This is a genomic window from Pseudomonas sp. NPDC088890 (assembly GCF_044900155.1).
Lineage (GTDB): Bacteria > Pseudomonadota > Gammaproteobacteria > Pseudomonadales > Pseudomonadaceae > Aquipseudomonas > Aquipseudomonas urmiensis.
Genome location: NZ_JBJDNG010000008.1, coordinates 236,214 through 254,941 on the forward strand (window position 1 = coordinate 236,214; position 18,728 = coordinate 254,941).

Here is an 18,728-nt window from a genome sequence, read left to right on the forward strand (position 1 = left end):
GATAGGGCGTCAAACTTGAAACCGCGTCGCCCTTTTCGCGGGCAAGCCCGCTCCCACAGACAGCGTTGGCTTGGGCTTTCGCTCACCCTGTAAAGGATGTCCCCGGGCTCCCCGCTTATCCTGTGGGAGCGGGCTTGCCCGCGAAAAGCACGACGCGGTGCTTGCCTTAAACCACACCAAATCAGGAACCTGCCCCGCCATCGGAGGTCTGTGTTTGCATGTATTACGGTGAACGCTTCAATGCCTGGACGCACCTGGTTGGTGCGGTACTGGCCTGCATAGGCGCTATCTGGTTGATCGTCACAGCCGGGTTGCAGGGCGATCCGTGGAAGATCGTCAGTTTCTCCATCTACGGCGGCACCCTGTTGCTGCTCTACAGCATCTCGACCCTCTACCACAGCACTCGCGGGCGGGCGAAGGTGATCATGCGCAAGCTCGATCACCTGTCGATCTACCTGCTGATCGCCGGCAGCTATACCCCGTTCTGCCTGGTCAGCCTGCGCGGGCCTTGGGGCTGGAGCCTGTTCGGGGTGGTCTGGGGGCTGGCGGTAATCGGCATGCTCCAAGAGATCAAGCCACGCTCCGAAGCGCGGGTGCTGTCGATCATCATCTACGCAGTCATGGGCTGGATCGTGCTGGTAGCGGTCAAGCCCCTGTTGCGCACCCTCGGCGCTGCTGGCTTTGCCTGGCTGGCGGCCGGTGGTGCGTTCTACACCATCGGCATCATCTTCTTCGCCTTTGACAGCCGCTTTCGCCATTGGCATGGCATCTGGCATCTGTTCGTTATCGCCGGCAGCTTGCTGCACTTCATCGCAGTGTTCTTCTACGTGCGTTAGGGCACGCGTTTAGAAGTCGCCCCATAGCTGCTGGGCCACCGACAGCGCCACCACCGGCGCGGTTTCGGTGCGCAGCACGCGTGGGCCGAGGCGGGCGGCGTGGTAGCCGGCGGCTTTGGCCTGCTCCACTTCGGCGTCGCTCAAACCACCCTCTGGGCCGATCAGGAAGGCCAGGCGCGCTGGGCGTGCATGGCTGGTCAGCGGCTCGGCTACCGGGTGCAAGACCAGCTTGAGGTCGGCCTCGGTTGCCTTGAGCCATTCAGCCAGGGTCAGTGGTGGATGGATCACGGGCAGGGTCGAGCGGCCGCATTGCTCGCATGCGCTGATCGCCACCTGGCGCCAGTGTGCCAGGCGCTTGTCGGCGCGTTCGTCCTTGAGGCGTACTTCGCAGCGCTCGCTGACGATCGGGGTGATTTCGTTGGCGCCCAGTTCGGTGGCTTTCTGGATTGCCCAGTCCATCCGCTCGCCACGCGACAGGCCTTGGCCGAGGTGGATATGCAGCGGCGATTCGGCCTGGCCGGGGAGGGCCTGGTCGAGCGTGACGCGTACGCTCTTCTTGCCGACTTCGAGCAGCTGGCCGAGGTATTCCTGGCCGCTGCCGTCGAACAATTGCACGGCATCGCCAGGGGCCATGCGCAGTACGCGGCCGATGTAGTGGGCCTGGGCTTCGGGCAGGTCGTGCTGGCCAAGGCTCAAGGGGGCGTCGATGAAGAAGCGGGACAGTCTCATGGTTCAGCTCAGGGAGTAGGGGCACAAAGTTCCCTGCGGGAGCGGGCTTGCCCGCGAAGAAGACACTGCAGTGTCTGCCAAGGGCTTCGCCCTTGTTCACGGGCAAGCCCGCTCCTACAGGGTTGGCGGCGATCTTGCGGGCTAGCCCGGATCGCGGAAGTCGGGATGGAAGTCTTTGGGCACTGCCACGCTGACGCTGTCGCGGGTGGCGATGTCGATCCCTTCGCTGGCCACCTCGGCGAGGAAGTCGATCTGCTCGGGGGTAATCACGTAAGGCGGCAGGAAATACACCACGCTGCCCAGCGGACGCAACAAGGCGCCACGGGTCAGGGCGTGTTCGAAGACCTTAAGGCCGCGGCGCTCCTGCCATGGGTAGGCGACTTTGCCGGCCTTGTCCTGGACCATCTCGATCGCCAAGGCCATACCCGTCTGGCGAATCTCGGCCACATGCGGATGATCGGCCAGGTGCGCGGTGGCACTGGCCATGCGCGCCGACAGCGCCTTGTTGGCCTCGATCACGTTGTCCTGTTCGAAGATGTCCAGGGTCGCCAGCGCTGCGGCACAGGCCAACGGGTTGCCGGTATAGCTGTGCGAGTGGAGGAATGCGCGCAGGGTTGGGTAATCGTCGTAGAAGGCCTGGTAAACGTCATCGGTGGTCAGGCAGGCGGCCAGCGGTAGATAGCCGCCGGTCAGGGCCTTGGACAGGCACAGGAAGTCGGGGCGGATGCCGGCCTGTTCGCAGGCGAACATCGTGCCGGTACGGCCGAAGCCGACGGCGATTTCATCGTGGATCAGGTGGACACCATATCGATCACAGGCCTCGCGCAGCAGCTTGAGGTAGATCGGGTGGTACATGCGCATGCCGCCAGCGCCCTGGATCAACGGCTCGACGATCACCGCGGCGACACTGGCGTGATGCTCGGCCAGGGTTTGCTCCATGGCGGCGAACATGGCCCGTGAATGCGCTTCCCAGCTCACCCCTTCTGGGCGCAGGTAGCAGTCGGGGCTGGGCACCTTGATGGTGTCCAGAAGCAACGCTTTATACGTTTCGGTGAACAGCGGCACGTCGCCCACCGACATCGCCGCGATGGTTTCCCCGTGGTAGCTGTTGCTCAGGGTGACGAAGCGCTTCTTGTCCGGCTGGCCCTTGTTCAGCCAGTAGTGAAAGCTCATCTTCAGCGCCACTTCGATGCACGATGAGCCGTTGTCGGCGTAGAACACCCGGTCCAGGCCGTCTGGGGTCATGGCGACCAGACGCTCGGACAGTTCGATCACCGGCTGATGGCTGAAGCCTGCGAGGATCACATGCTCCAATTGGTCGACCTGATCCTTGATGCGCTGGTTGATACGCGGATTGGCGTGACCAAAGACATTGACCCACCAGGAGCTGACCGCGTCCAGGTAGCGCTTGCCCTCGAAGTCCTCCAGCCACACGCCTTCGCCGCGCTTGATCGGGATCAGCGGTAGCTGCTCGTGGTCTTTCATCTGGGTGCAGGGGTGCCACAGGACCCTGAGGTCACGTTGCATCCACTGATCGTTGAGGCCCATGGGCACTTCTCCTGGCGACGCGGCTTGGTTTGACCGCGTAAGCCTAAGCAAAGGTGCCGGGCATCACAACCGTGTTCAGGCTCAATGCCGCAGGAGGGGCCTCCAGCTGAGGGCTGGAATGTGCAGGGTGCTGGCCTGCTTGGTGGAGATGGTCAGCCTGCGAAATGGCCCCAGCAGCAACTGGCGAGTAGGCGTGCTGGCGTATACCCCCGGAACGTACTCAGTGCCCGATTGGCCACTGAGGGTGAGCCAGTACAGCGGTGGCGCGTCGAGCAGATCGGGGCTGAGGCCTAAGTAGTCGCATTCGATCAGGTCGTCTTCGTCCAGCCCGGGGCAGTCGCTAACCACATAGAAATCGAGCATTACGCAATCGATTTCCTTACCGAAGTCGATCTGCAGGTCGTTGTTTTCACCAATCACCAGTTCAGTGCCGGGATTGCCCTGGAAATCTTGGTAAAGCCCCGCGTATGAGGTGCAGTTGGAGGTTATGCTCAAGCCACTGTTGCCCTGCCAGATGTCGTGGGGTTTGAAGTGATGAGGCTGCATGCGGGCAAAGTGCTGATGGCATTCCATGCATCAATTTCCATTGGGACTTGGGTGCTGCCACTTTCCACTGCATGCGCCGATTCTGGCTACTGACAAAAATGCCAGTTGCATAAACGACTTGTCGTCGCTCCGCTGGCAGGGTGCCCAAGGGTGACGTATTCTTAACGCATCATCCTGGGGCGTCCCTTCCCCCGATCTCATAAACCTATTTCAACCGGAGTTCGCCGACATGGCTGCTGCTTGGGTGCGCCTGTGCGCGTTGCTATTGATTGGTGTGTCCAGTGGCGCCGCAATCGCCAAGGACAAGACACCTACTGCGATTGTGGTAGGCGGCGGCCTGGCAGGCCTGACCGCAGCCTACGAACTGCAAAACAAGGGTTGGCAAGTGACTTTGCTCGAAGCCAAGTCGGGGATGGGCGGCCGCTCGGGGCTGGCCACCAGCGAATGGATCGGCAACGGCAAGGCGCAGCCAGTCCTCAACCAATATGTCGACCGTTTCAAGCTTGAAACACTGCCAGCGCCGGAGTTCGTGCGAACGCCGGGTTACCTGATCGACGGCGAGTACTTCAACGCCACTGACCTGGCCACCAAGCAACCTGCCACCGCCGAGGCGCTCAAGCGTTACGAGAAGACCCTCGATGACCTCGCCCGCTCGATCGACGATCCGCTGAACCCGCAGGCCAACAGTACGCTGTTCGCCCTCGACCAGATCAACGTCTCGACCTGGCTCGACAAGCTGCAACTGCCAACCACCGCCCGGCAGCTGATCAACCAGCAGATCCGTACCCGTTACGACGAGCCATCGCGCCTGTCGTTGCTGTATTTCGCCCAGCAGACCCGCGTCTACCGCGGTGTCAGCGACCGCGACCTGCGTGCCGCACGCCTGCCAGGCGGCAGCCCGGTGCTGGCCCAGGCCTTCGTCAAGCAACTCAAGACCATCAAGACCAGTTCGCCAGTGACTTCCATCGTCCAGGACAAGGACGGCGTTACCGTCAAGGTCGGTAGCGTCGGCTATCAGGCGGACTACCTGGTGCTGGCGGTGCCGCTGCGGGCGCTGGCCAAGATCCAGATGACTCCAGGCCTGGACAGCAAGCACCTGGCCGCGCTCAAGGGCACCAACTACGGCTGGCGCGACCAACTGATGCTCAAGTTCAAGACGCCGGTGTGGGAAAGCCGCGCGCGGATGTCTGGCGAGATCTTCAGTAACGCAGGCCTCGGCATGCTGTGGATCGAGCCTGCGCTCAAGGGTGGGGCCAACGTGGTGATCAACCTGTCTGGCGATAACGCCCGCCTGTTGCAGGCGTTTGGCGATAAGCAGATGGTCGATCAGGTGCTGATTCGCCTGCACGCGTTCTATCCACAAGCCCGTGGCGCCTTCATGGGCTACGAAGTCAAACGCTACAGCACCGATGCTGGCACCGGTGGCGCTTACCTGGCCTATGGCCCAGGGCAGATCAGCAAGTACTGGCGCCTGTGGGAGCGTCCGGTGCAGCGCGTAGCCTTTGCCGGTGAACACACCGACGCCTTGTACCCAGGCACGCTGGAAGGCGCGCTTCGCAGTGGTCAGCGCGCTGCCGGGCAGGTCCAGGACTTGCTCGCCGGCAAGTCGTTCGACCCAGCCAAGGCCGTGCCGATTGCCGCTGCAGCGACAGCCGGTGCGGTGGCGGCGAAGGATAAGGGCGGGTTCTTCTCGAACCTGTTCGGCGGTTCTTCCGATAAATCCGACAAGGCACCCGCCAAGGCCGAGCCGGTGACCGCAAAGGAGGCTGAAGGGGGTAAACCGGGCTTCTTCTCGCGCCTGTTCGGTGGCAGTGCCAAGCCTGAAGTGAAGGCTGCGCCAATTGCCAAGGCTGCCGAGGTTGCGCCGGTTTCTGCCCCTGCGCCTGCTCCTGTTGCTCCAGCGCCTGTGGCCAAGGAACAGCCAGTCAAACCGGCTGCCAAAGCCGCGCCTGCCAAGCATGCTCCGGCGCACAAGCCGGCAGCGAAGTCTGAGGCGGCGAAGAAGGCAGCCAGCAAGCCTGCGCCAGTGAAGAAGGCGACAGTCAAGTCTGAGCCGGTAAAAAAGCCGGTGGCCAATACTCAGGCCAAGGCTGGCTGATTCACTCTTTGGGCTGCTTTACAGCCCATTGCGAGGCAAGCCCTCACCTACAGGTTTACCCCATACCCTGTAGGTGCGGGCTTGCCTCGCGATGGGCCTCCTGTATTCAGCATCATCCCTTCCTGACGAATTTCCGCTATGGTTAATCTTTCCTTAATAGCCAATGCACACAATACATATCGTAAAAATCGATCATCCGAGTCAGATTTTTCCGCTTTTATTCGATACGTTACGCGATAGTCTGTGCACAGCTTTCACGGGGAAATACGCCAACATGCAAGTTCGTAACTCACCTTCTCGCTATGGCCTGGTCAGCATCGTCATGCACTGGGGTGTGGCTTTGGCAGTCTTCGGTCTGTTTGGCTTGGGCTTGTGGATGGTAGGCCTGGACTACTACAGCCCTTGGCGCAAATCCGGCCCTGATCTGCACAAAAGCATCGGCTTGGTGCTGATGGCGGTGATGTTGCTGCGTGTGCTCTGGCGCTTCATCAGCCCGCCGCCACCGGCGCCGGCCAACCATGGGGCATTCACCCGCATGGCCGCCAAGCTGGGGCATCTGGCGCTGTACCTGGGACTGTTCGCGGTGATGATCGCCGGTTACCTGATCTCTACCGCCGATGGCGTCGGCATTCCGGTGTTTGGCCTGTTCGAAGTGCCAGCGCTGGTCAGTAACCTGCCCGACCAGGCAGATACCGCTGGCGAGATCCATTTTTATCTGGCCTGGGGCCTGGTGATTTTCGCCGGCTTGCATGGTCTGGCAGCACTGAAACACCATTTCATCGACCGTGACGCGACCCTGATCCGCATGCTGGGCCGCAAAGCTTGACTCTCAACCTCAATTGCAAGGAATAGAAAGGATGTTGAAAAAGACTTTTGCCGCTTTGGCGCTCGGTACCGCTCTGCTCTCTGCTGGCCAGGTCATGGCTGCCGAGTACAAGATCGATAAAGAAGGCCAGCACGCGTTCGTTGACTGGAAAATCAGCCACCTGGGCTACAGCTTCATTCACGGTACCTTCAAGGACTTCGATGGCAACTTCACTTGGGACAGCGCCAAGCCTGAAGCCAGCAAGATCAGCGTCGATCTGAAAACCGCCAGCCTGTGGTCCAACCACGCTGAGCGTGACAAGCATATCGCCAGCGCTGACTTCCTCGACGTGAAGAAGTACCCAGAAGCCAAGTTCGTTTCCACCGCAGTCAAATCGACCGGTGACAAGACTGCCGACGTGACCGGCGACCTCACCCTGCACGGCGTGACCAAGCCTGTTACCTTCAAGGCTGTGTTCAACGGTGAAGGCAAGGATCCATGGGGCGGCGAGCGCGCTGGCTTCAACGCCAAGACCACGCTGAACCTGAACGACTTCGGCATCAAGGGCCCAGGCCCAACTTCGCAAACCCTCGACCTGGACATCAGCGTCGAAGGCGTCAAGCAGAAGTAATACGCTGCTCCAGACATGAAAAAGCCGCCCCGTGGGGCGGCTTTTTCATGTCTGCGTGATCCGAATCAGCGATTGCGGGTCAGCAGGGCCGGGCGCTCGCCACGCGGGCGGCTCGGCAGATCGTCCAGCTGCTCAGGCGTTGGATAACGGTCGAGCTTGGATTCCTTGCGGATGATCACTGGCTGGTTTTGCGATTCACGCGGATTGCGAACCGCTGGCTCCTGACGCGAACCCTCGTCGCGACCCGCCGAGCGGTTGCGACCTGGGTTGCCATCACGGCGAGCACCGCCATTGTTGCTGTTGTTGCGCGGACGTTTCTCGCCCGAGCCCTGGCGTGGCTGGCCGCCGTTATTGCTGCGGCCCTGATTTTGCCCGCCAGCACCTGCGCCGCGTTGGCCGCTGCCTTGCGCCTGACCCTGGCCAGCAGCGCCACCTGGGCGACGGTTGCGGCCTTGGTTCTTGGCGTTCTGGTAGGGGCTGACGTAGTCGGCGCGGTTGCCGAAGTTATCCACTTCGTCGTCCAGGAACTCGTCGGGTGCGCGGTTGGCCGGCACTGGCGGAACACGGCTTTCACCCTGGCCAGCCTGCTGCTGACGCGGTTTGCCGTCACGCGACCTGCGCGGCTGCTGTTGCTGCTTGTCGGCGGATTTGCTCTTTTCGGCCGACTTTTCAGCTGCCTGGGGCTTGGCCTTGCCTTTATCCTTGCCCTTGTCTTTGCGCCCGCCATTGCTGTCTTTGCCAGCTTCGCCGCGCGACTGGTTACGACCGCCGCGACCGGTGTTTTGCGGGCGCTCGCGCACCTCTGGCTTTTCAGCTTCAACCTGGCTGGCATCAAAGCCCATCAGGTCGCCATCGGGGATTCTCTGACGGGTGACGCGCTCGATGCTCTTGAGCAGTTTCTCTTCGTCTGGCGCGACCAGCGAGATGGCTTCACCGGAGCGCCCGGCACGGCCAGTACGGCCAATGCGGTGAACGTAGTCTTCCTCGACATTGGGCAGCTCGAAGTTGACCACGTGCGGCAGCTGGTCGATATCTAGGCCACGGGCGGCAATGTCGGTGGCAACCAGGATACGTACGGTGTTGGCCTTGAAGTCGGCCAGGGCCTTGGTGCGTGCGTTCTGGCTCTTGTTACCGTGGATCGCGGCGGCAGGTAGGCCGTGCTTTTCCAGGTACTCGGCCAGGCGGTTGGCACCGTGCTTGGTACGGGTGAACACCAGCACCTGTTCCCAGGCGCCGAGGGTGATCAGGTGCGCCAGCAGGGCACGCTTGTGGCTGGCCGGCAGGCGATAGACGCGTTGCTCGATCCGTTCGACCGTGGTGTTCGGCGGCGTGACCTCGATGCGCTCGGGGTTGTGCAGCAGTTTGTCGGCAAGGTCGGTAATGTCTTTGGAGAACGTCGCCGAGAACAGCAGGTTCTGGCGCTTGGCTGGCAAGCGCGCCAAGACCTTCTTGACGTCATGGATGAAGCCCATGTCGAGCATGCGGTCGGCTTCATCGAGTACCAGTATCTCGACATGGGACAAGTCGACCTTGCCCTGGCCAGCCAGGTCCAGCAGGCGACCGGGGCAGGCGACCAGGACGTCGACGCCCTTGGCCATGGCCTGAATTTGCGGGTTCATGCCGACGCCGCCGAAGATGCAGGCGCTGACCAGGCTGAGGTCGCGGGCATACACCTTGAAGCTGTCGTGGACCTGAGCCGCCAGTTCGCGGGTCGGGGTCAGGACCAGTACCCGCGGTTGACGCGGGCCGTGGCGCAGGGACTTGTCGGGGTGGCCACCCGGGAACAGGCGCTCAAGAATCGGTAGGGCGAAACCGCCGGTCTTACCGGTACCAGTCTGGGCGGCAACCATCAGGTCGCGGCCTTGCAACACGGCGGGAATGGCCCGCTGTTGCACCGGGGTGGGCTGGGTATAGCCCGCTGCCTCGATAGCGCGGACAAGAGCCTCGGAGAGACCGAGGGAAGCAAAGGACATGGGCAATCCTGTTCTCGTGGGGGCTAGGCCCTATGGGGTGATCTGCCTGGCGCGACGGGCATCTGAGGGATGCGATCGCGTCCGGTCCAGCTGGGCGTTCACTGCGCATCCGGGAGGCGGCGGGCGTGCATTTGAGGTGCATGGCCGACGGTCGAGATGCCTACTGCGAGGCCGAGCGTCCGGGCGTGAGCCGGGCGGGAAGGCCCGAGTATAACAGAGCTAACGCAGCGTGCCGCGTTCCTGCTGCTCAATGGCGTCATCAAACCGCTCGGCGTCGCCCGCATAGCGCGCGCTGATGGCGGCGTAGGCGGGCTCGCGCTTGAACTGGCGTAGTTCGTCGGCGAACGCTTGAGCGAGTTTCTGCCGTCCAGGCTTCTGCGCAAGCCCCAAATACTGCGCGTGACGGCTGATCAGCAACGGCTGCTCCTCGACTTGCTGCAGCAACCCCAATTGATGGCGCAGGAAGCGGCCGACCTGGCGATCGGTCACCAGCGCATCGATGCGCCCTAGCATCAGCTTGCCGAAGTTGGCTTCATGAGTGGGCGCGGCTTCGCGCTTGAACAGCGGGGACTCGTTGAAATGCGGGCCGTAGGCATAACCGGGTGAGATGCCAACGGTCAGGCCGGCAAGGTCGTGCAGGTGGGTGATCAGTGGTCGTTGGGCGCGTTTGCGAAACACTACGAATTCAACATTCGATAGCGGTTCGTCTGGGTAGATCATGTAGCTCTTACGCGTGTCTATCTGGAAGATGTCGAGCACACCGTCGACCTGGCCCTGCTCGACCATCGCCAGGCAGCGCTTCCAGGGCAGGAACTGCCAGTCGACCTCGATGCTCAGGCGCTTGAACACTTCCCGTGAGACTTCGTAGTCGATGCCTTTCGGTTGGCCGTTTTCCTGATAGATGTAGGGTGCCCAGTCATCGGATACCAGGCGCAGGCGCTCGGCCTGAGCCAATGAACTCAGGCAGACAAGCAGCAGAAAGCCAAGAAGGCGGGCGAGGTCTGGCATGGCCGCAGAGTACGCGCTAAGTGAAAACGTGACCAGTGCAGCCTGGCCACGTTGAGTGCAGAGTCAGGCTCGCGAATCCTTGAGCAGATGGCGCTCGACTTCTTTGTGCTGGCGACCCAGTGACAAGCGCAAGCCAGGCTGGCGCAGGCATTGGCGCAATTGCTCTGCTTCCATTCGACCATGGCGCTCGTGCAGGTTCTCCAGGGCCTTGTCCCACCATGCCGGGGCGCAAGCTCGGTCGAACTCATTGGCATAGGCGTAGCAGCCATACAGCAATTCACGGGCGAACTGGCGCTGATGGCTGGGCAGGGTCAGGCTCATGGCCTTGTAGCCCAGCCGGTGCAGGGCCGGAGGTCGGGGCAGTTGATCGTTGACTAGGTACACATCGGCCAGTGCCGCTTCACTGAGCGGGTCGTCACCGTGCTTGTGCAGCCAGGCTTGGATCTTCGCCCGGAACTGCGCCTTGCGGCTCCAGTAGTGATGGATCACGTCGGTACATTCGGCGAGCTCAAGGGTGCGATAGGCGGCGACCGCCAGGCAGAACTCTTCCAGGGTGTAGGCCTGGCGAGCCTGCGGGTAGTACTCGTCCATCAAGGCGATGGAGTGATCGAGCGTCGCTGCATCAGCCGCGGTCAGGCCGATTACCCCGGAGTTGACCAGCGGCATCTGCGTGTCGGCCAACCCGCGTGCTTGCAGGGCCTGATGCAGGCTCTTGTACAGCTGGCAGTCGGGGTTCGCGCCATAGCGCGCGCCAATGGCGTTGCACAGCAGCGTGCCGGTCTTGATGCGACGGAACAGCTGCATCGGCGATTGGCGGAAGAAGGTATCGGTGTCGATCAACACCGCCAGCGGGTGCTGCTCAAGCAGTTGGCGCATCAGCACATGCTTGCTGCGAAAATGATAACCATGCGGCTGGTTCCAGGCTTTGCGCGTTGCTTCATCCAGCACATGGACGACAACTGGCAGCTTGGCGTAGGGCTCGGGAGAGTCAGTGTAGACCTGGATATCGATCGCTTCATCGGGTGTCTGGCGCAAATGTGCCAGGGCGCTGACGATGCTGAAGCAGGCTTCCTGGTGGTAGGTGGCCGGGCCGAATGCGAGGTAAACCAGTTGAGGCTTGGAGGGATGTTGGAGGTGCATTCCGTGCAGTAACCTATCGAGGAGCCAAAATGAATAAGGCTTTAGCCTAAGCTAAAGCCTTTTTCATGTCCTCATATTCTTGTTACCGGCGATTGACGGTCAACGAGGAAGCTTGAGGTTGTTCCAGATCGCCAGGCTCGCTTCGGCCTGGTTCAGGGTATAGAAGTGCAGCCCTGGAGCGCCGCCTTGCAGCAGTTGCTCGCACATGCGGCTGATCACTTCCTCGCCGAACGCCTGGATGCTGGCGGTATCGTCGCCGTAGGCTTCCAGTTGCTTGCGAATCCAGCGTGGCAGCTCAGCGCCACAGGCGTCTGAGAAGCGCGCCAGCTTGCTGTAGTTGGTGATCGGCATGATGCCGGGCACAACCGGGATGTCGACGCCCATCTGCTGCACGCGCTCGACGAAGTAGAAGTAGCTGTCGGCGTTGAAGAAGTACTGGGTGATGGCGCTGTCGGCGCCAGCCTTGACCTTGTGCACGAAGTTGGCCAGGTCAGCCTCGAAGTTGGGCGCCTGCGGGTGCATCTCCGGGTAGGCGGCCACTTCCAGGTGGAAGTGATCGCCGGTTTCCTGGCGGATGAACTCGACCAGGTCGCTGGCGTAGCGCAGTTCGCCCGAGGCCATGCCCATGCCCGAAGGCAGATCGCCACGCAGGGCGACGATGCGCTTGATGCCGGCCGCTTTGTATTCGCCAAGCAGTGCGCGCAGGTCGGCCTTGGTGTCACCCACGCACGACAGGTGCGGAGCGGCAGGGACTTTCACTTCGCTTTCCAGCTGCAGCACGGTATTGAGCGTGCGGTCACGGGTCGAGCCGCCAGCGCCGTAGGTGCAGGAGAAGAAGTCGGGGTTGTAGCTGGCCAACTCACGGGCAACGCCCATCAGCTTTTCATGGCCGGCTTCGGTCTTGGTCGGGAAGAATTCGAAACTGTAACGGCGTTCTTGGGACATCACTCGTTCCTCAGCTGCAAGCGTCAGGCCGCAAGCTGCAAGTCAAAGCCAGACCGGTAGAGGCCGGTCTGGCTTGGGCATCGTTCAAGATTCAAGAGCTACAGGTTTCAAGCGGCTTGGCACTATCTGCCTTTTCTTGCCGCTTGAAACGTGCAGCTTGCCGCTTAGTAGCGGTAGGCGTGCGGCTTGAACGGGCCTTCGACGGTCACACCGATGTACTCGGCCTGCTGCTGGGTCAGTTGGGTGACCACGCCGCCGAAGCCGCGGACCATTTCCAGGGCCACTTCTTCGTCGAGTTTCTTCGGCAGCACTTCCACGGTCAGGCGCTCGGCTTTCTGGGCAGGCGACAGGTCGGCGTACTTCTGGTTGAACAGGAAGATCTGCGCCAGTACCTGGTTGGCGAACGAGCCATCCATGATGCGGCTTGGATGGCCAGTGGCGTTGCCCAGGTTGACCAGGCGGCCTTCGGCCAGCAGGATCAGGTAGTCGTCGTTCTGCGGATCGAAATCGCCAGCGCCGGTACGGTGAATCTTGTGCACCTGCGGCTTGACCTCTTCCCAGGCCCAGTTCTTGCGCATGAAGGCGGTGTCGATTTCGTTGTCGAAGTGGCCGATGTTGCAGACCACGGCGCGCTTCTTCAGGGCCTTGAGCATGTTGGCGTCGCAGACGTTGACGTTACCGGTGGTGGTAACGATCAGGTCGATCTTGCCCAGCAGGGCCTTGTCGACGCTGGCTTCGGTGCCGTTGTTGATACCGTCGATGAACGGCGAGACCAGCTCGAAGCCGTCCATGCAGGCTTGCATGGCGCAGATCGGGTCGACTTCGGAAACCTTGACGATCATGCCTTCCTGACGCAGCGACTGGGCCGAGCCCTTGCCCACGTCACCGTAGCCGATGACCAGCGCTTGCTTGCCCGACAGCAGGTGGTCGGTGCCGCGCTTGATGGCATCGTTGAGGCTGTGACGGCAGCCGTACTTGTTGTCGTTCTTGCTCTTGGTGACCGAGTCGTTGACGTTGATCGCCGGGACTTTCAGCTCGCCCTTGGCCAGCATGTCGAGCAGGCGGTGAACGCCGGTGGTGGTTTCCTCGGTGACGCCGTGGACGCGATCCAGCACTGCTGGGTACTTCTTGTGCAGCAGCTCGGTCAGGTCACCACCGTCGTCGAGGATCATGTTGGCGTCCCATGGCTGGCCATCCTTGAGGATGGTCTGCTCCAGGCACCACTCGTACTCTTCTTCGGTCTCGCCTTTCCAGGCGAACACCGGGATACCGGCAGCGGCGATGGAAGCGGCGGCCTGGTCCTGGGTGGAGAAGATGTTGCAGGACGACCAGCGCACTTCGGCACCCAGGGCAACCAGGGTTTCGATCAGCACGGCGGTCTGGATGGTCATGTGGATGCAGCCCAGGATCTTCGCACCCTTGAGCGGTTGCTCTTCGAGGTACTTGCGACGCAGGCCCATCAGTGCAGGCATTTCCGATTCAGCGATGATGGTTTCGCGACGACCCCAGGCGGCCAGGGAGATGTCAGCGACTTTGAAATCGGTAAAACCAGCAGGCGTGTTTACAGCGCTCATCAAGAGCCTCCATTCGTAGTGTGCGAATGGGCGCCGTTGTGCGTTGAGCGTCCGCATGGCGGACAACGCCCCAACCGAGCCTGACAGGCCGAGCCTGCTGCAGCGCCCCTCGGATGGGTGGCGGGCATGGCCCCGCAGCGGGTGGCCATGTGAAACGGCGCAGATTATAGCCGGGGTGGGCTATCAGACCCAAGGTTTTCTGTCGATTAATCGAGACGATAGTCGATGGGTAATGGAGAGCGGCGGCAGGCTCTGCCATCATGACTGCACGTAAGCCAAGCCGTCAGGAGCAATGATGAACTTCCACACCCGCAAGTGGGTTAAACCCGAAGACCTCAACCCTAATGGCACGCTGTTCGGTGGCAGCCTGCTGCGCTGGATCGACGAAGAGGCGGCGATCTACGCCATCGTCCAACTGGGCAACCAGCGCGTGGTCACCAAGTACATGTCGGAAATCAACTTCGTCAGCGCTTCGCGTCAGGGCGACATCATCGAGCTGGGCATCACCGCCACCGAGTTTGGCCGCACCTCGATCACCCTCAAGTGTGAAGTGCGTAACAAGATCACCCGCAAGAGCATCCTGACCGTGGACAAGATGGTCTTCGTCAACCTGGGCGATGATGGCCTGCCCGCGGCGCACGGGCGGACGCAGATCAAGTATGTGCAGGATCAGTTCCCGGATACCGCCGTCGAATAAGCGGCTGGCGTGGGGCTTGGGCTATAGGGGCGGGAGCGGGCTCGCCCCGCGATGCGAGGGTGAACCCACCGCTGCCATCGCCAGGCAAGCCCGCTCCCACGAGTCCAACAAATCGCTCTTTCAGGGCTGGGCGGTAACGCCACGGACCACGCGGCCGATGCTCAAGCCCTGAATCAGGATCGAAGACAGCACCACGATGTAAGTGATCGACAGCAACAGGTCGCGCTCATCACCTACTGGCAGCGACAGCGCCAGAGCCACCGATACCCCACCGCGCAAACCACCCCAGGTCAGTACCCGCACCGTGCCCTTGGGCACGCTACGCCAGCGGCGCAGCAGGACGATCGCCGGCGCCACGGTCAGCAAACGCGACATCAACACCGCCACCGCCAGCACGCTGCCGGCCGCCAGGTGCAGCCAGTTGAACGGCAGCAGCAACAGCTCCAGGCCGATCAGGGCGAACAGCAGCGCGTTGAGCATGTCGTCGATCAGCTCCCAGAAGCCGTCCATGTAGCGCCGGGTCATGTCGTTCATCGCCAGGTTGCGCCCCAGGTTGCCGATGATCAGACCGGCCACCACCATGGCGATTGGCGCCGAAACGTGCAGCTCGTAGCACATCGCCGAACCACCGATGACCAGCGCCAGGGTCAGCATGACCTCGACCTGGTACTGCTCGATGCTCTTGATCATGCGGTAGGTCGCGTAGCCGATCAGGCCGCCAAAGGCGATGCCGCCCAGTGCTTCGCGGGCAAACAGAATGGCGGTCTCGGAAACGCTCGGCGTCTCGCCGAGCTGGACGATCCCCAGCAACACGGTAAACACCACAACCGCCGTGCCGTCATTGAACAGCGACTCGCCGACGATGGTGGTTTTCAGTGGTTTCGATGCATTGGCGGTGCGCAGGGCGCCGAGCACCGCGATCGGGTCGGTCGGCGAAATCAGCGCGCCAAACAGCAGGCAGTAGATCAGGCTGACCTGCCAGCCGAACAGGGCAAATACCCAGTGGGCCAGAAAGCCGATGACCACGGTGGCGATCAACACGCCGATGGTCGCCAGTAGGCCGATGGGCCAGCGGTAACTGCGCAGGTCGCCGAGGTTGACGTGCAAGGCGCCGGCAAACAGCAGGAATGACAGCATCCAGTGCATCAGCAGATCGTTGAAGTCGATCTGGTTCATCAGGCCTTCGACGCGCTCTTCCAAGCCGGGGAAACCGATCAGGCTCAAGCCCTGGAGAATCAAGGAGAACAATAGCGCCGTCACCATCACGCCGATGGCGGGTGGCAGGCCGATGAAACGGTAATTGACGTAGGTGAGAAGGGTGGTCAGGCAGATAAACGCGGCAACAAGTTCAAGCATCCCAAATCCTGTAAAGAGTGGCTTCCGAGTCGTAACCCGAATCGCTCGGGCAGTTGTTTGATGGCCTGGCGAGGGTTTCGGGACACACCCTCTGACCGGAAATCTCCGATTCGTTCAGAAACAGGTGCCGCTATGCGGCCCCAAAGATCGACAGGAAACCGCTATATTTGTGCCCTCATCCGCCACAGGCCACCCCGGCTCTCTGCAAGGAATACAGCGTGTTGGCAACCTCCCTCGTGCTCATCGCAGCCCTCCTGCACGCCACCTGGAACACCCTGATCAAATTCAGTGGCGAGCGCCTGCTGGTGATCGCCAGCATGGATGCGGTGGCCCTGGTGTTCGCCCTCGCGGCCGTCGCTTTCGTCGACTTCCCGCCCGCTGAAATCTGGCCCTGGCTGGTCGCCTCGGCGCTTGCCGAGCAGCTCTACCGGGTACTGCTGATCAAGGCCTACCGCGTCGGCGACCTGGGCCTGGTCTATCCTCTGATGCGCGGCCTGTCGCCTTTGGTCGTGCTGGGCCTGACCCTGGCATTCGCCGGAGAAACACTGAGCCAGCAGCAGATCATTGGCATCCTGCTGATCCCCTGCGGTATGGCTTGCTTGTTGTGGCAGGGCGGAGGCGGTGAACGTCTGCCTTGGTCGATGCTGCCGGTAGTGGCGCTAATTGGTCTGTGCATCGGCTGTTACACCTGGTTCGACGGCCAGGCAGTGCGTTTGTGGGGCCAGCCCTGGGATTACCTTGTCTGGCTGACCTTGCTCAGCGCCTGGCCGTTTCCGCTGCTGGCCAGCGTGGCGAGGCGTGCGCCGTTCGCGCTGTTCTGGCGCACGCAATGGCGGTTGGGGTTGGCGGTGGGCTTGTGTGTGTTGTTCAGCTACGCCCTGGTGCTGTGGGCCATGCACCTGGGGTCGGTGGCCGAGGCTGCGGCGCTGCGTGAGCTGAGTGTGATCCTGGTGGTGCTGTTGGGGATGCGCTACCTCAAAGAACCTTTTGGCGGCCCGAGGCTCTTAGCATGCGGGCTGGTCCTGGCGGGCATGCTGGTGATGAAGCTCTGATCCCGATCATTTCGAACAAGGAGTCCTGTCCATGACCGTTGCCCTGTGGTGCATTCTGATTGCCCTGATCCTGCCGCCGCTGTGTGCGCTGATCGCCAAGCTCAGCAGCGGGCGATTCGGCCTTAAGGACAATCACGATCCGCGAGCCTTTCTCGACACGCTGTCGGGCCTGCCACGGCGTGCCCATGCCGCGCAGCAGAACAGCTATGAAGCGTTTCCGGCGTTCGCGGCGGCGGTGCTGGTGGCGGATATCGTCGGCAATGCCGAACAGGTGACGCAGGACGTGCTGGGGGTGATGTACATCACCAGCCGGTTGCTCTACATCATTTGCTACCTGGCGGACTGGGCGGCGTTGCGCTCGCTGGTGTGGTTTGCCGGGCTGGCGTTGATTGTGTCGTTCTTCGTGGTTTCGGTCTGACATCGAGTCGCGCTTTTCGCGGGTAAACCCGCTCCTAGAGGCACCCCGTTGACCTTGAAGCCAGCGCAGTCCCTGTGGGAGCGGGCTTGCCCGCGAAAAGGTCACCGCAAAATCAGAGGACTTTCGGCACTTCAGGCAATGGTTTGCCTTTAGGCCAAAGCATCCAGATCTGTCCCTGCTGCTTCATGTTACCCGCTAGTTCACCGGCCTCAGGCCCGGTGCCCCAGAACAGGTCCGCACGCACCTCGCCGGTAATTGCACCGCCGGTGTCCTGTGCGCCCACTGGCCGCACCACTGGCGTGCCGTCCGGGCGCGTGGTGGACAACCACAGCAAGCTGCCCAGCGGAATCACCTTACGGTCGATGGCCACGCTGTACCCCGCAGTCAGCGGCACGTTGAGCGAACCGCGCGGGCCTTCGTTGCTGTCCGGGCGAGTGCTGAAGAAAACATAGCTGGGGTTGCTGGCCAGCAGCTCCGGCACCCGTTGTGGATTGGCCTGGGCCCAGGCATGAATGGCGCCCATGCTCACGTCTTCCTTCTTCAACTGACCTTGCTCGATCAGCCAGCGACCAATCGGCCGGTAGGGGTGGCCGTTCTGGTCGGCGTAGCCCAGGCGCAACTGCCGGCCATTTTCCAGCTCGACGCGGCCCGAACCCTGGATCTGCAAGAATTGCAGGTCCATCGGGTCGGTCAGCCAGGCCAGCACCGGCGCTTTGACACCGTCGCGATAGATCGCCTCGGCAGTGTCGTACGGCTTGAGCACCCGGCCTTCAAGGCGGCCACGCAGGCGTTTGCCTTTGAGTTCGGGATAGATGCTGGCCAGGTCGACCACGATCATGTCGTCGGGAATGCCATAAACCGGCACCTGAGCAGCTTCAGTGCGTTCCAGGCTGCCGGGGTAGACCGGCTCGTAATAACCAGTGATCAAGCCATTGGCGTTGTTCTCGGCCGAGCGCAGGCCATACACCTGCAGGTTCTGCTGGAGGAAGGCACGTGCTTGGGCGGCATCGTCCGGAATCCGCTGCGCTGCTTCGCAGGTCGGCGCCCAGACCGGGTCACGCTTGAGCTTCTCGCAGCCATTGCGCCAGGCCACGAAGCCTGCCAGCAAGTCGGCATCGCTGACACTGGGCAGGTCTTTCCAGGTGGCGGGGGCGTAGGTGGCCACGGCATGGGGTTCGGGTTTGGCGCTTTCGCCGCCGTTGCAGCCGGCCAGCAGGGCCAGGGCGGGGAGTGCCCAGGCGAGATGGCGCAGAGCAGATTTCATGGCTGAATCCTTGAGCGGGCGAGCGCGTGGCTGCCCCTGTTTTTCGTAAGGGTATTGGTGTTTGTCGAGCAGGCGAGGATACTGTCGGCCCTATTCCGATGCCAATGT

Annotated in this window: 17 protein-coding genes and 1 riboswitch; of the genes, 7 read left to right on the top strand and 10 right to left on the bottom strand. The window is 62.0% G+C overall.

The window, feature by feature from the left end; translation table 11 throughout:
- The first annotated feature begins 218 nt into the window (after positions 1-218).
- Positions 219-836, top strand: coding sequence for a hemolysin III family protein (locus ACI2JX_RS18605; RefSeq protein ID WP_264236685.1), 618 nt, complete (start codon positions 219-221; stop codon positions 834-836).
- Between the two features lie 9 nt (positions 837-845).
- Here the strand turns inward: ACI2JX_RS18605 and ACI2JX_RS18610 are convergent, their stop codons facing one another.
- The 3 genes from ACI2JX_RS18610 to ACI2JX_RS18620 all read right to left on the bottom strand — a co-directional run bounded on the left by ACI2JX_RS18610 (position 846) and on the right by ACI2JX_RS18620 (position 3,686).
- Complete coding sequence (locus tag ACI2JX_RS18610) at positions 846-1,565, bottom strand: 16S rRNA (uracil(1498)-N(3))-methyltransferase (RefSeq protein WP_404690692.1); 720 nt, start codon at positions 1,563-1,565, stop codon at positions 846-848.
- Positions 1,566-1,706: 141 nt separating this feature from the next.
- Positions 1,707-3,113 (bottom strand): adenosylmethionine--8-amino-7-oxononanoate transaminase, encoded by a 1,407-nt coding sequence (locus ACI2JX_RS18615; protein ID WP_368973538.1) that lies wholly within the window; start codon positions 3,111-3,113, stop codon positions 1,707-1,709.
- 81 nt (positions 3,114-3,194) lie between these two features.
- Positions 3,195-3,686, bottom strand: a complete 492-nt coding sequence (locus ACI2JX_RS18620; RefSeq protein WP_404690693.1) for a hypothetical protein — start codon at positions 3,684-3,686, stop codon at positions 3,195-3,197.
- Between the two features lie 202 nt (positions 3,687-3,888).
- Here ACI2JX_RS18620 and ACI2JX_RS18625 point away from each other — a divergent pair, with 202 nt between their 5' ends.
- The 3 genes from ACI2JX_RS18625 to ACI2JX_RS18635 all read left to right on the top strand — a co-directional run bounded on the left by ACI2JX_RS18625 (position 3,889) and on the right by ACI2JX_RS18635 (position 7,193).
- The gene (locus tag ACI2JX_RS18625; protein ID WP_404690694.1) at positions 3,889-5,757 is read left to right on the top strand and encodes an FAD-dependent oxidoreductase; all 1,869 of its coding nucleotides are present in this window, start codon (positions 3,889-3,891) and stop codon (positions 5,755-5,757) included.
- 274 nt (positions 5,758-6,031) lie between these two features.
- Entirely contained in the window at positions 6,032-6,583 is a 552-nt protein-coding gene (locus ACI2JX_RS18630) for a cytochrome b (RefSeq protein WP_264236690.1), read from the top strand.
- Positions 6,584-6,614: 31 nt separating this feature from the next.
- Positions 6,615-7,193 (top strand): YceI family protein, encoded by a 579-nt coding sequence (locus ACI2JX_RS18635; RefSeq protein WP_186557382.1) that lies wholly within the window; start codon positions 6,615-6,617, stop codon positions 7,191-7,193.
- Between the two features lie 65 nt (positions 7,194-7,258).
- Here ACI2JX_RS18635 and ACI2JX_RS18640 read toward each other — a convergent pair whose 3' ends face one another.
- From ACI2JX_RS18640 to ahcY, 5 genes are all read right to left on the bottom strand, one after another.
- Complete coding sequence (locus tag ACI2JX_RS18640) at positions 7,259-9,166, bottom strand: DEAD/DEAH box helicase (RefSeq protein ID WP_404690695.1); 1,908 nt, start codon at positions 9,164-9,166, stop codon at positions 7,259-7,261.
- 219 nt (positions 9,167-9,385) lie between these two features.
- On the bottom strand, positions 9,386-10,174 hold the full coding sequence (locus tag ACI2JX_RS18645) for a substrate-binding periplasmic protein (protein ID WP_404690696.1): 789 nt from the start codon (positions 10,172-10,174) through the stop codon (positions 9,386-9,388).
- 63 nt (positions 10,175-10,237) lie between these two features.
- On the bottom strand, positions 10,238-11,314 hold the full coding sequence (locus ACI2JX_RS18650; RefSeq protein ID WP_404690697.1) for a hypothetical protein: 1,077 nt from the start codon (positions 11,312-11,314) through the stop codon (positions 10,238-10,240).
- A gap of 99 nt (positions 11,315-11,413) precedes the next feature.
- Positions 11,414-12,259: a methylenetetrahydrofolate reductase [NAD(P)H] gene (metF, locus tag ACI2JX_RS18655; RefSeq protein ID WP_186557386.1), complete on the bottom strand. Its 846-nt coding sequence runs from the start codon at positions 12,257-12,259 to the stop codon at positions 11,414-11,416.
- A 164-nt stretch (positions 12,260-12,423) separates the two neighbouring features.
- On the bottom strand, positions 12,424-13,833 hold the full coding sequence (ahcY, locus tag ACI2JX_RS18660) for an adenosylhomocysteinase (RefSeq protein WP_264236696.1): 1,410 nt from the start codon (positions 13,831-13,833) through the stop codon (positions 12,424-12,426).
- Positions 13,834-13,854: 21 nt separating this feature from the next.
- Positions 13,855-13,950, bottom strand: a riboswitch (S-adenosyl-L-homocysteine riboswitch).
- 178 nt (positions 13,951-14,128) lie between these two features.
- On the opposite strand from ahcY, the gene ACI2JX_RS18665 reads away from it, so the two are divergent.
- Positions 14,129-14,530, top strand: coding sequence for an acyl-CoA thioesterase (locus ACI2JX_RS18665; protein WP_186557388.1), 402 nt, complete (start codon positions 14,129-14,131; stop codon positions 14,528-14,530).
- A 120-nt stretch (positions 14,531-14,650) separates the two neighbouring features.
- Here ACI2JX_RS18665 and ACI2JX_RS18670 read toward each other — a convergent pair whose 3' ends face one another.
- Positions 14,651-15,886 (bottom strand): cation:proton antiporter, encoded by a 1,236-nt coding sequence (locus ACI2JX_RS18670; RefSeq protein WP_404690698.1) that lies wholly within the window; start codon positions 15,884-15,886, stop codon positions 14,651-14,653.
- A 218-nt stretch (positions 15,887-16,104) separates the two neighbouring features.
- Between ACI2JX_RS18670 and ACI2JX_RS18675 the strand changes: the two genes are divergently transcribed.
- On the top strand, positions 16,105-16,938 hold the full coding sequence (locus tag ACI2JX_RS18675) for a DMT family transporter (RefSeq protein ID WP_264236697.1): 834 nt from the start codon (positions 16,105-16,107) through the stop codon (positions 16,936-16,938).
- A gap of 31 nt (positions 16,939-16,969) precedes the next feature.
- Positions 16,970-17,356: an MAPEG family protein gene (locus ACI2JX_RS18680; RefSeq protein WP_186557569.1), complete on the top strand. Its 387-nt coding sequence runs from the start codon at positions 16,970-16,972 to the stop codon at positions 17,354-17,356.
- Positions 17,357-17,468: 112 nt separating this feature from the next.
- Here the strand turns inward: ACI2JX_RS18680 and ACI2JX_RS18685 are convergent, their stop codons facing one another.
- Positions 17,469-18,620 (bottom strand): murein transglycosylase A, encoded by a 1,152-nt coding sequence (locus ACI2JX_RS18685; RefSeq protein ID WP_392463715.1) that lies wholly within the window; start codon positions 18,618-18,620, stop codon positions 17,469-17,471.
- Between the last annotated feature and the right edge of the window lie 108 nt (positions 18,621-18,728).

Coding starts and splice junctions, on each gene's coding strand:
- ACI2JX_RS18605 (WP_264236685.1), top strand. CDS start 219: ATGTATTACGGTGAACGCTTCAATGCCTGGACGCACCTGGTTGGTGCG.
- ACI2JX_RS18610 (WP_404690692.1), bottom strand. CDS start 1,565: ATGAGACTGTCCCGCTTCTTCATCGACGCCCCCTTGAGCCTTGGCCAG.
- ACI2JX_RS18615 (WP_368973538.1), bottom strand. CDS start 3,113: ATGGGCCTCAACGATCAGTGGATGCAACGTGACCTCAGGGTCCTGTGG.
- ACI2JX_RS18620 (WP_404690693.1), bottom strand. CDS start 3,686: ATGGAATGCCATCAGCACTTTGCCCGCATGCAGCCTCATCACTTCAAA.
- ACI2JX_RS18625 (WP_404690694.1), top strand. CDS start 3,889: ATGGCTGCTGCTTGGGTGCGCCTGTGCGCGTTGCTATTGATTGGTGTG.
- ACI2JX_RS18630 (WP_264236690.1), top strand. CDS start 6,032: ATGCAAGTTCGTAACTCACCTTCTCGCTATGGCCTGGTCAGCATCGTC.
- ACI2JX_RS18635 (WP_186557382.1), top strand. CDS start 6,615: ATGTTGAAAAAGACTTTTGCCGCTTTGGCGCTCGGTACCGCTCTGCTC.
- ACI2JX_RS18640 (WP_404690695.1), bottom strand. CDS start 9,166: ATGTCCTTTGCTTCCCTCGGTCTCTCCGAGGCTCTTGTCCGCGCTATC.
- ACI2JX_RS18645 (WP_404690696.1), bottom strand. CDS start 10,174: ATGCCAGACCTCGCCCGCCTTCTTGGCTTTCTGCTGCTTGTCTGCCTG.
- ACI2JX_RS18650 (WP_404690697.1), bottom strand. CDS start 11,314: ATGCACCTCCAACATCCCTCCAAGCCTCAACTGGTTTACCTCGCATTC.
- metF (WP_186557386.1), bottom strand. CDS start 12,259: ATGTCCCAAGAACGCCGTTACAGTTTCGAATTCTTCCCGACCAAGACC.
- ahcY (WP_264236696.1), bottom strand. CDS start 13,833: ATGAGCGCTGTAAACACGCCTGCTGGTTTTACCGATTTCAAAGTCGCT.
- ACI2JX_RS18665 (WP_186557388.1), top strand. CDS start 14,129: ATGAACTTCCACACCCGCAAGTGGGTTAAACCCGAAGACCTCAACCCT.
- ACI2JX_RS18670 (WP_404690698.1), bottom strand. CDS start 15,886: ATGCTTGAACTTGTTGCCGCGTTTATCTGCCTGACCACCCTTCTCACC.
- ACI2JX_RS18680 (WP_186557569.1), top strand. CDS start 16,970: ATGACCGTTGCCCTGTGGTGCATTCTGATTGCCCTGATCCTGCCGCCG.
- ACI2JX_RS18685 (WP_392463715.1), bottom strand. CDS start 18,620: ATGAAATCTGCTCTGCGCCATCTCGCCTGGGCACTCCCCGCCCTGGCC.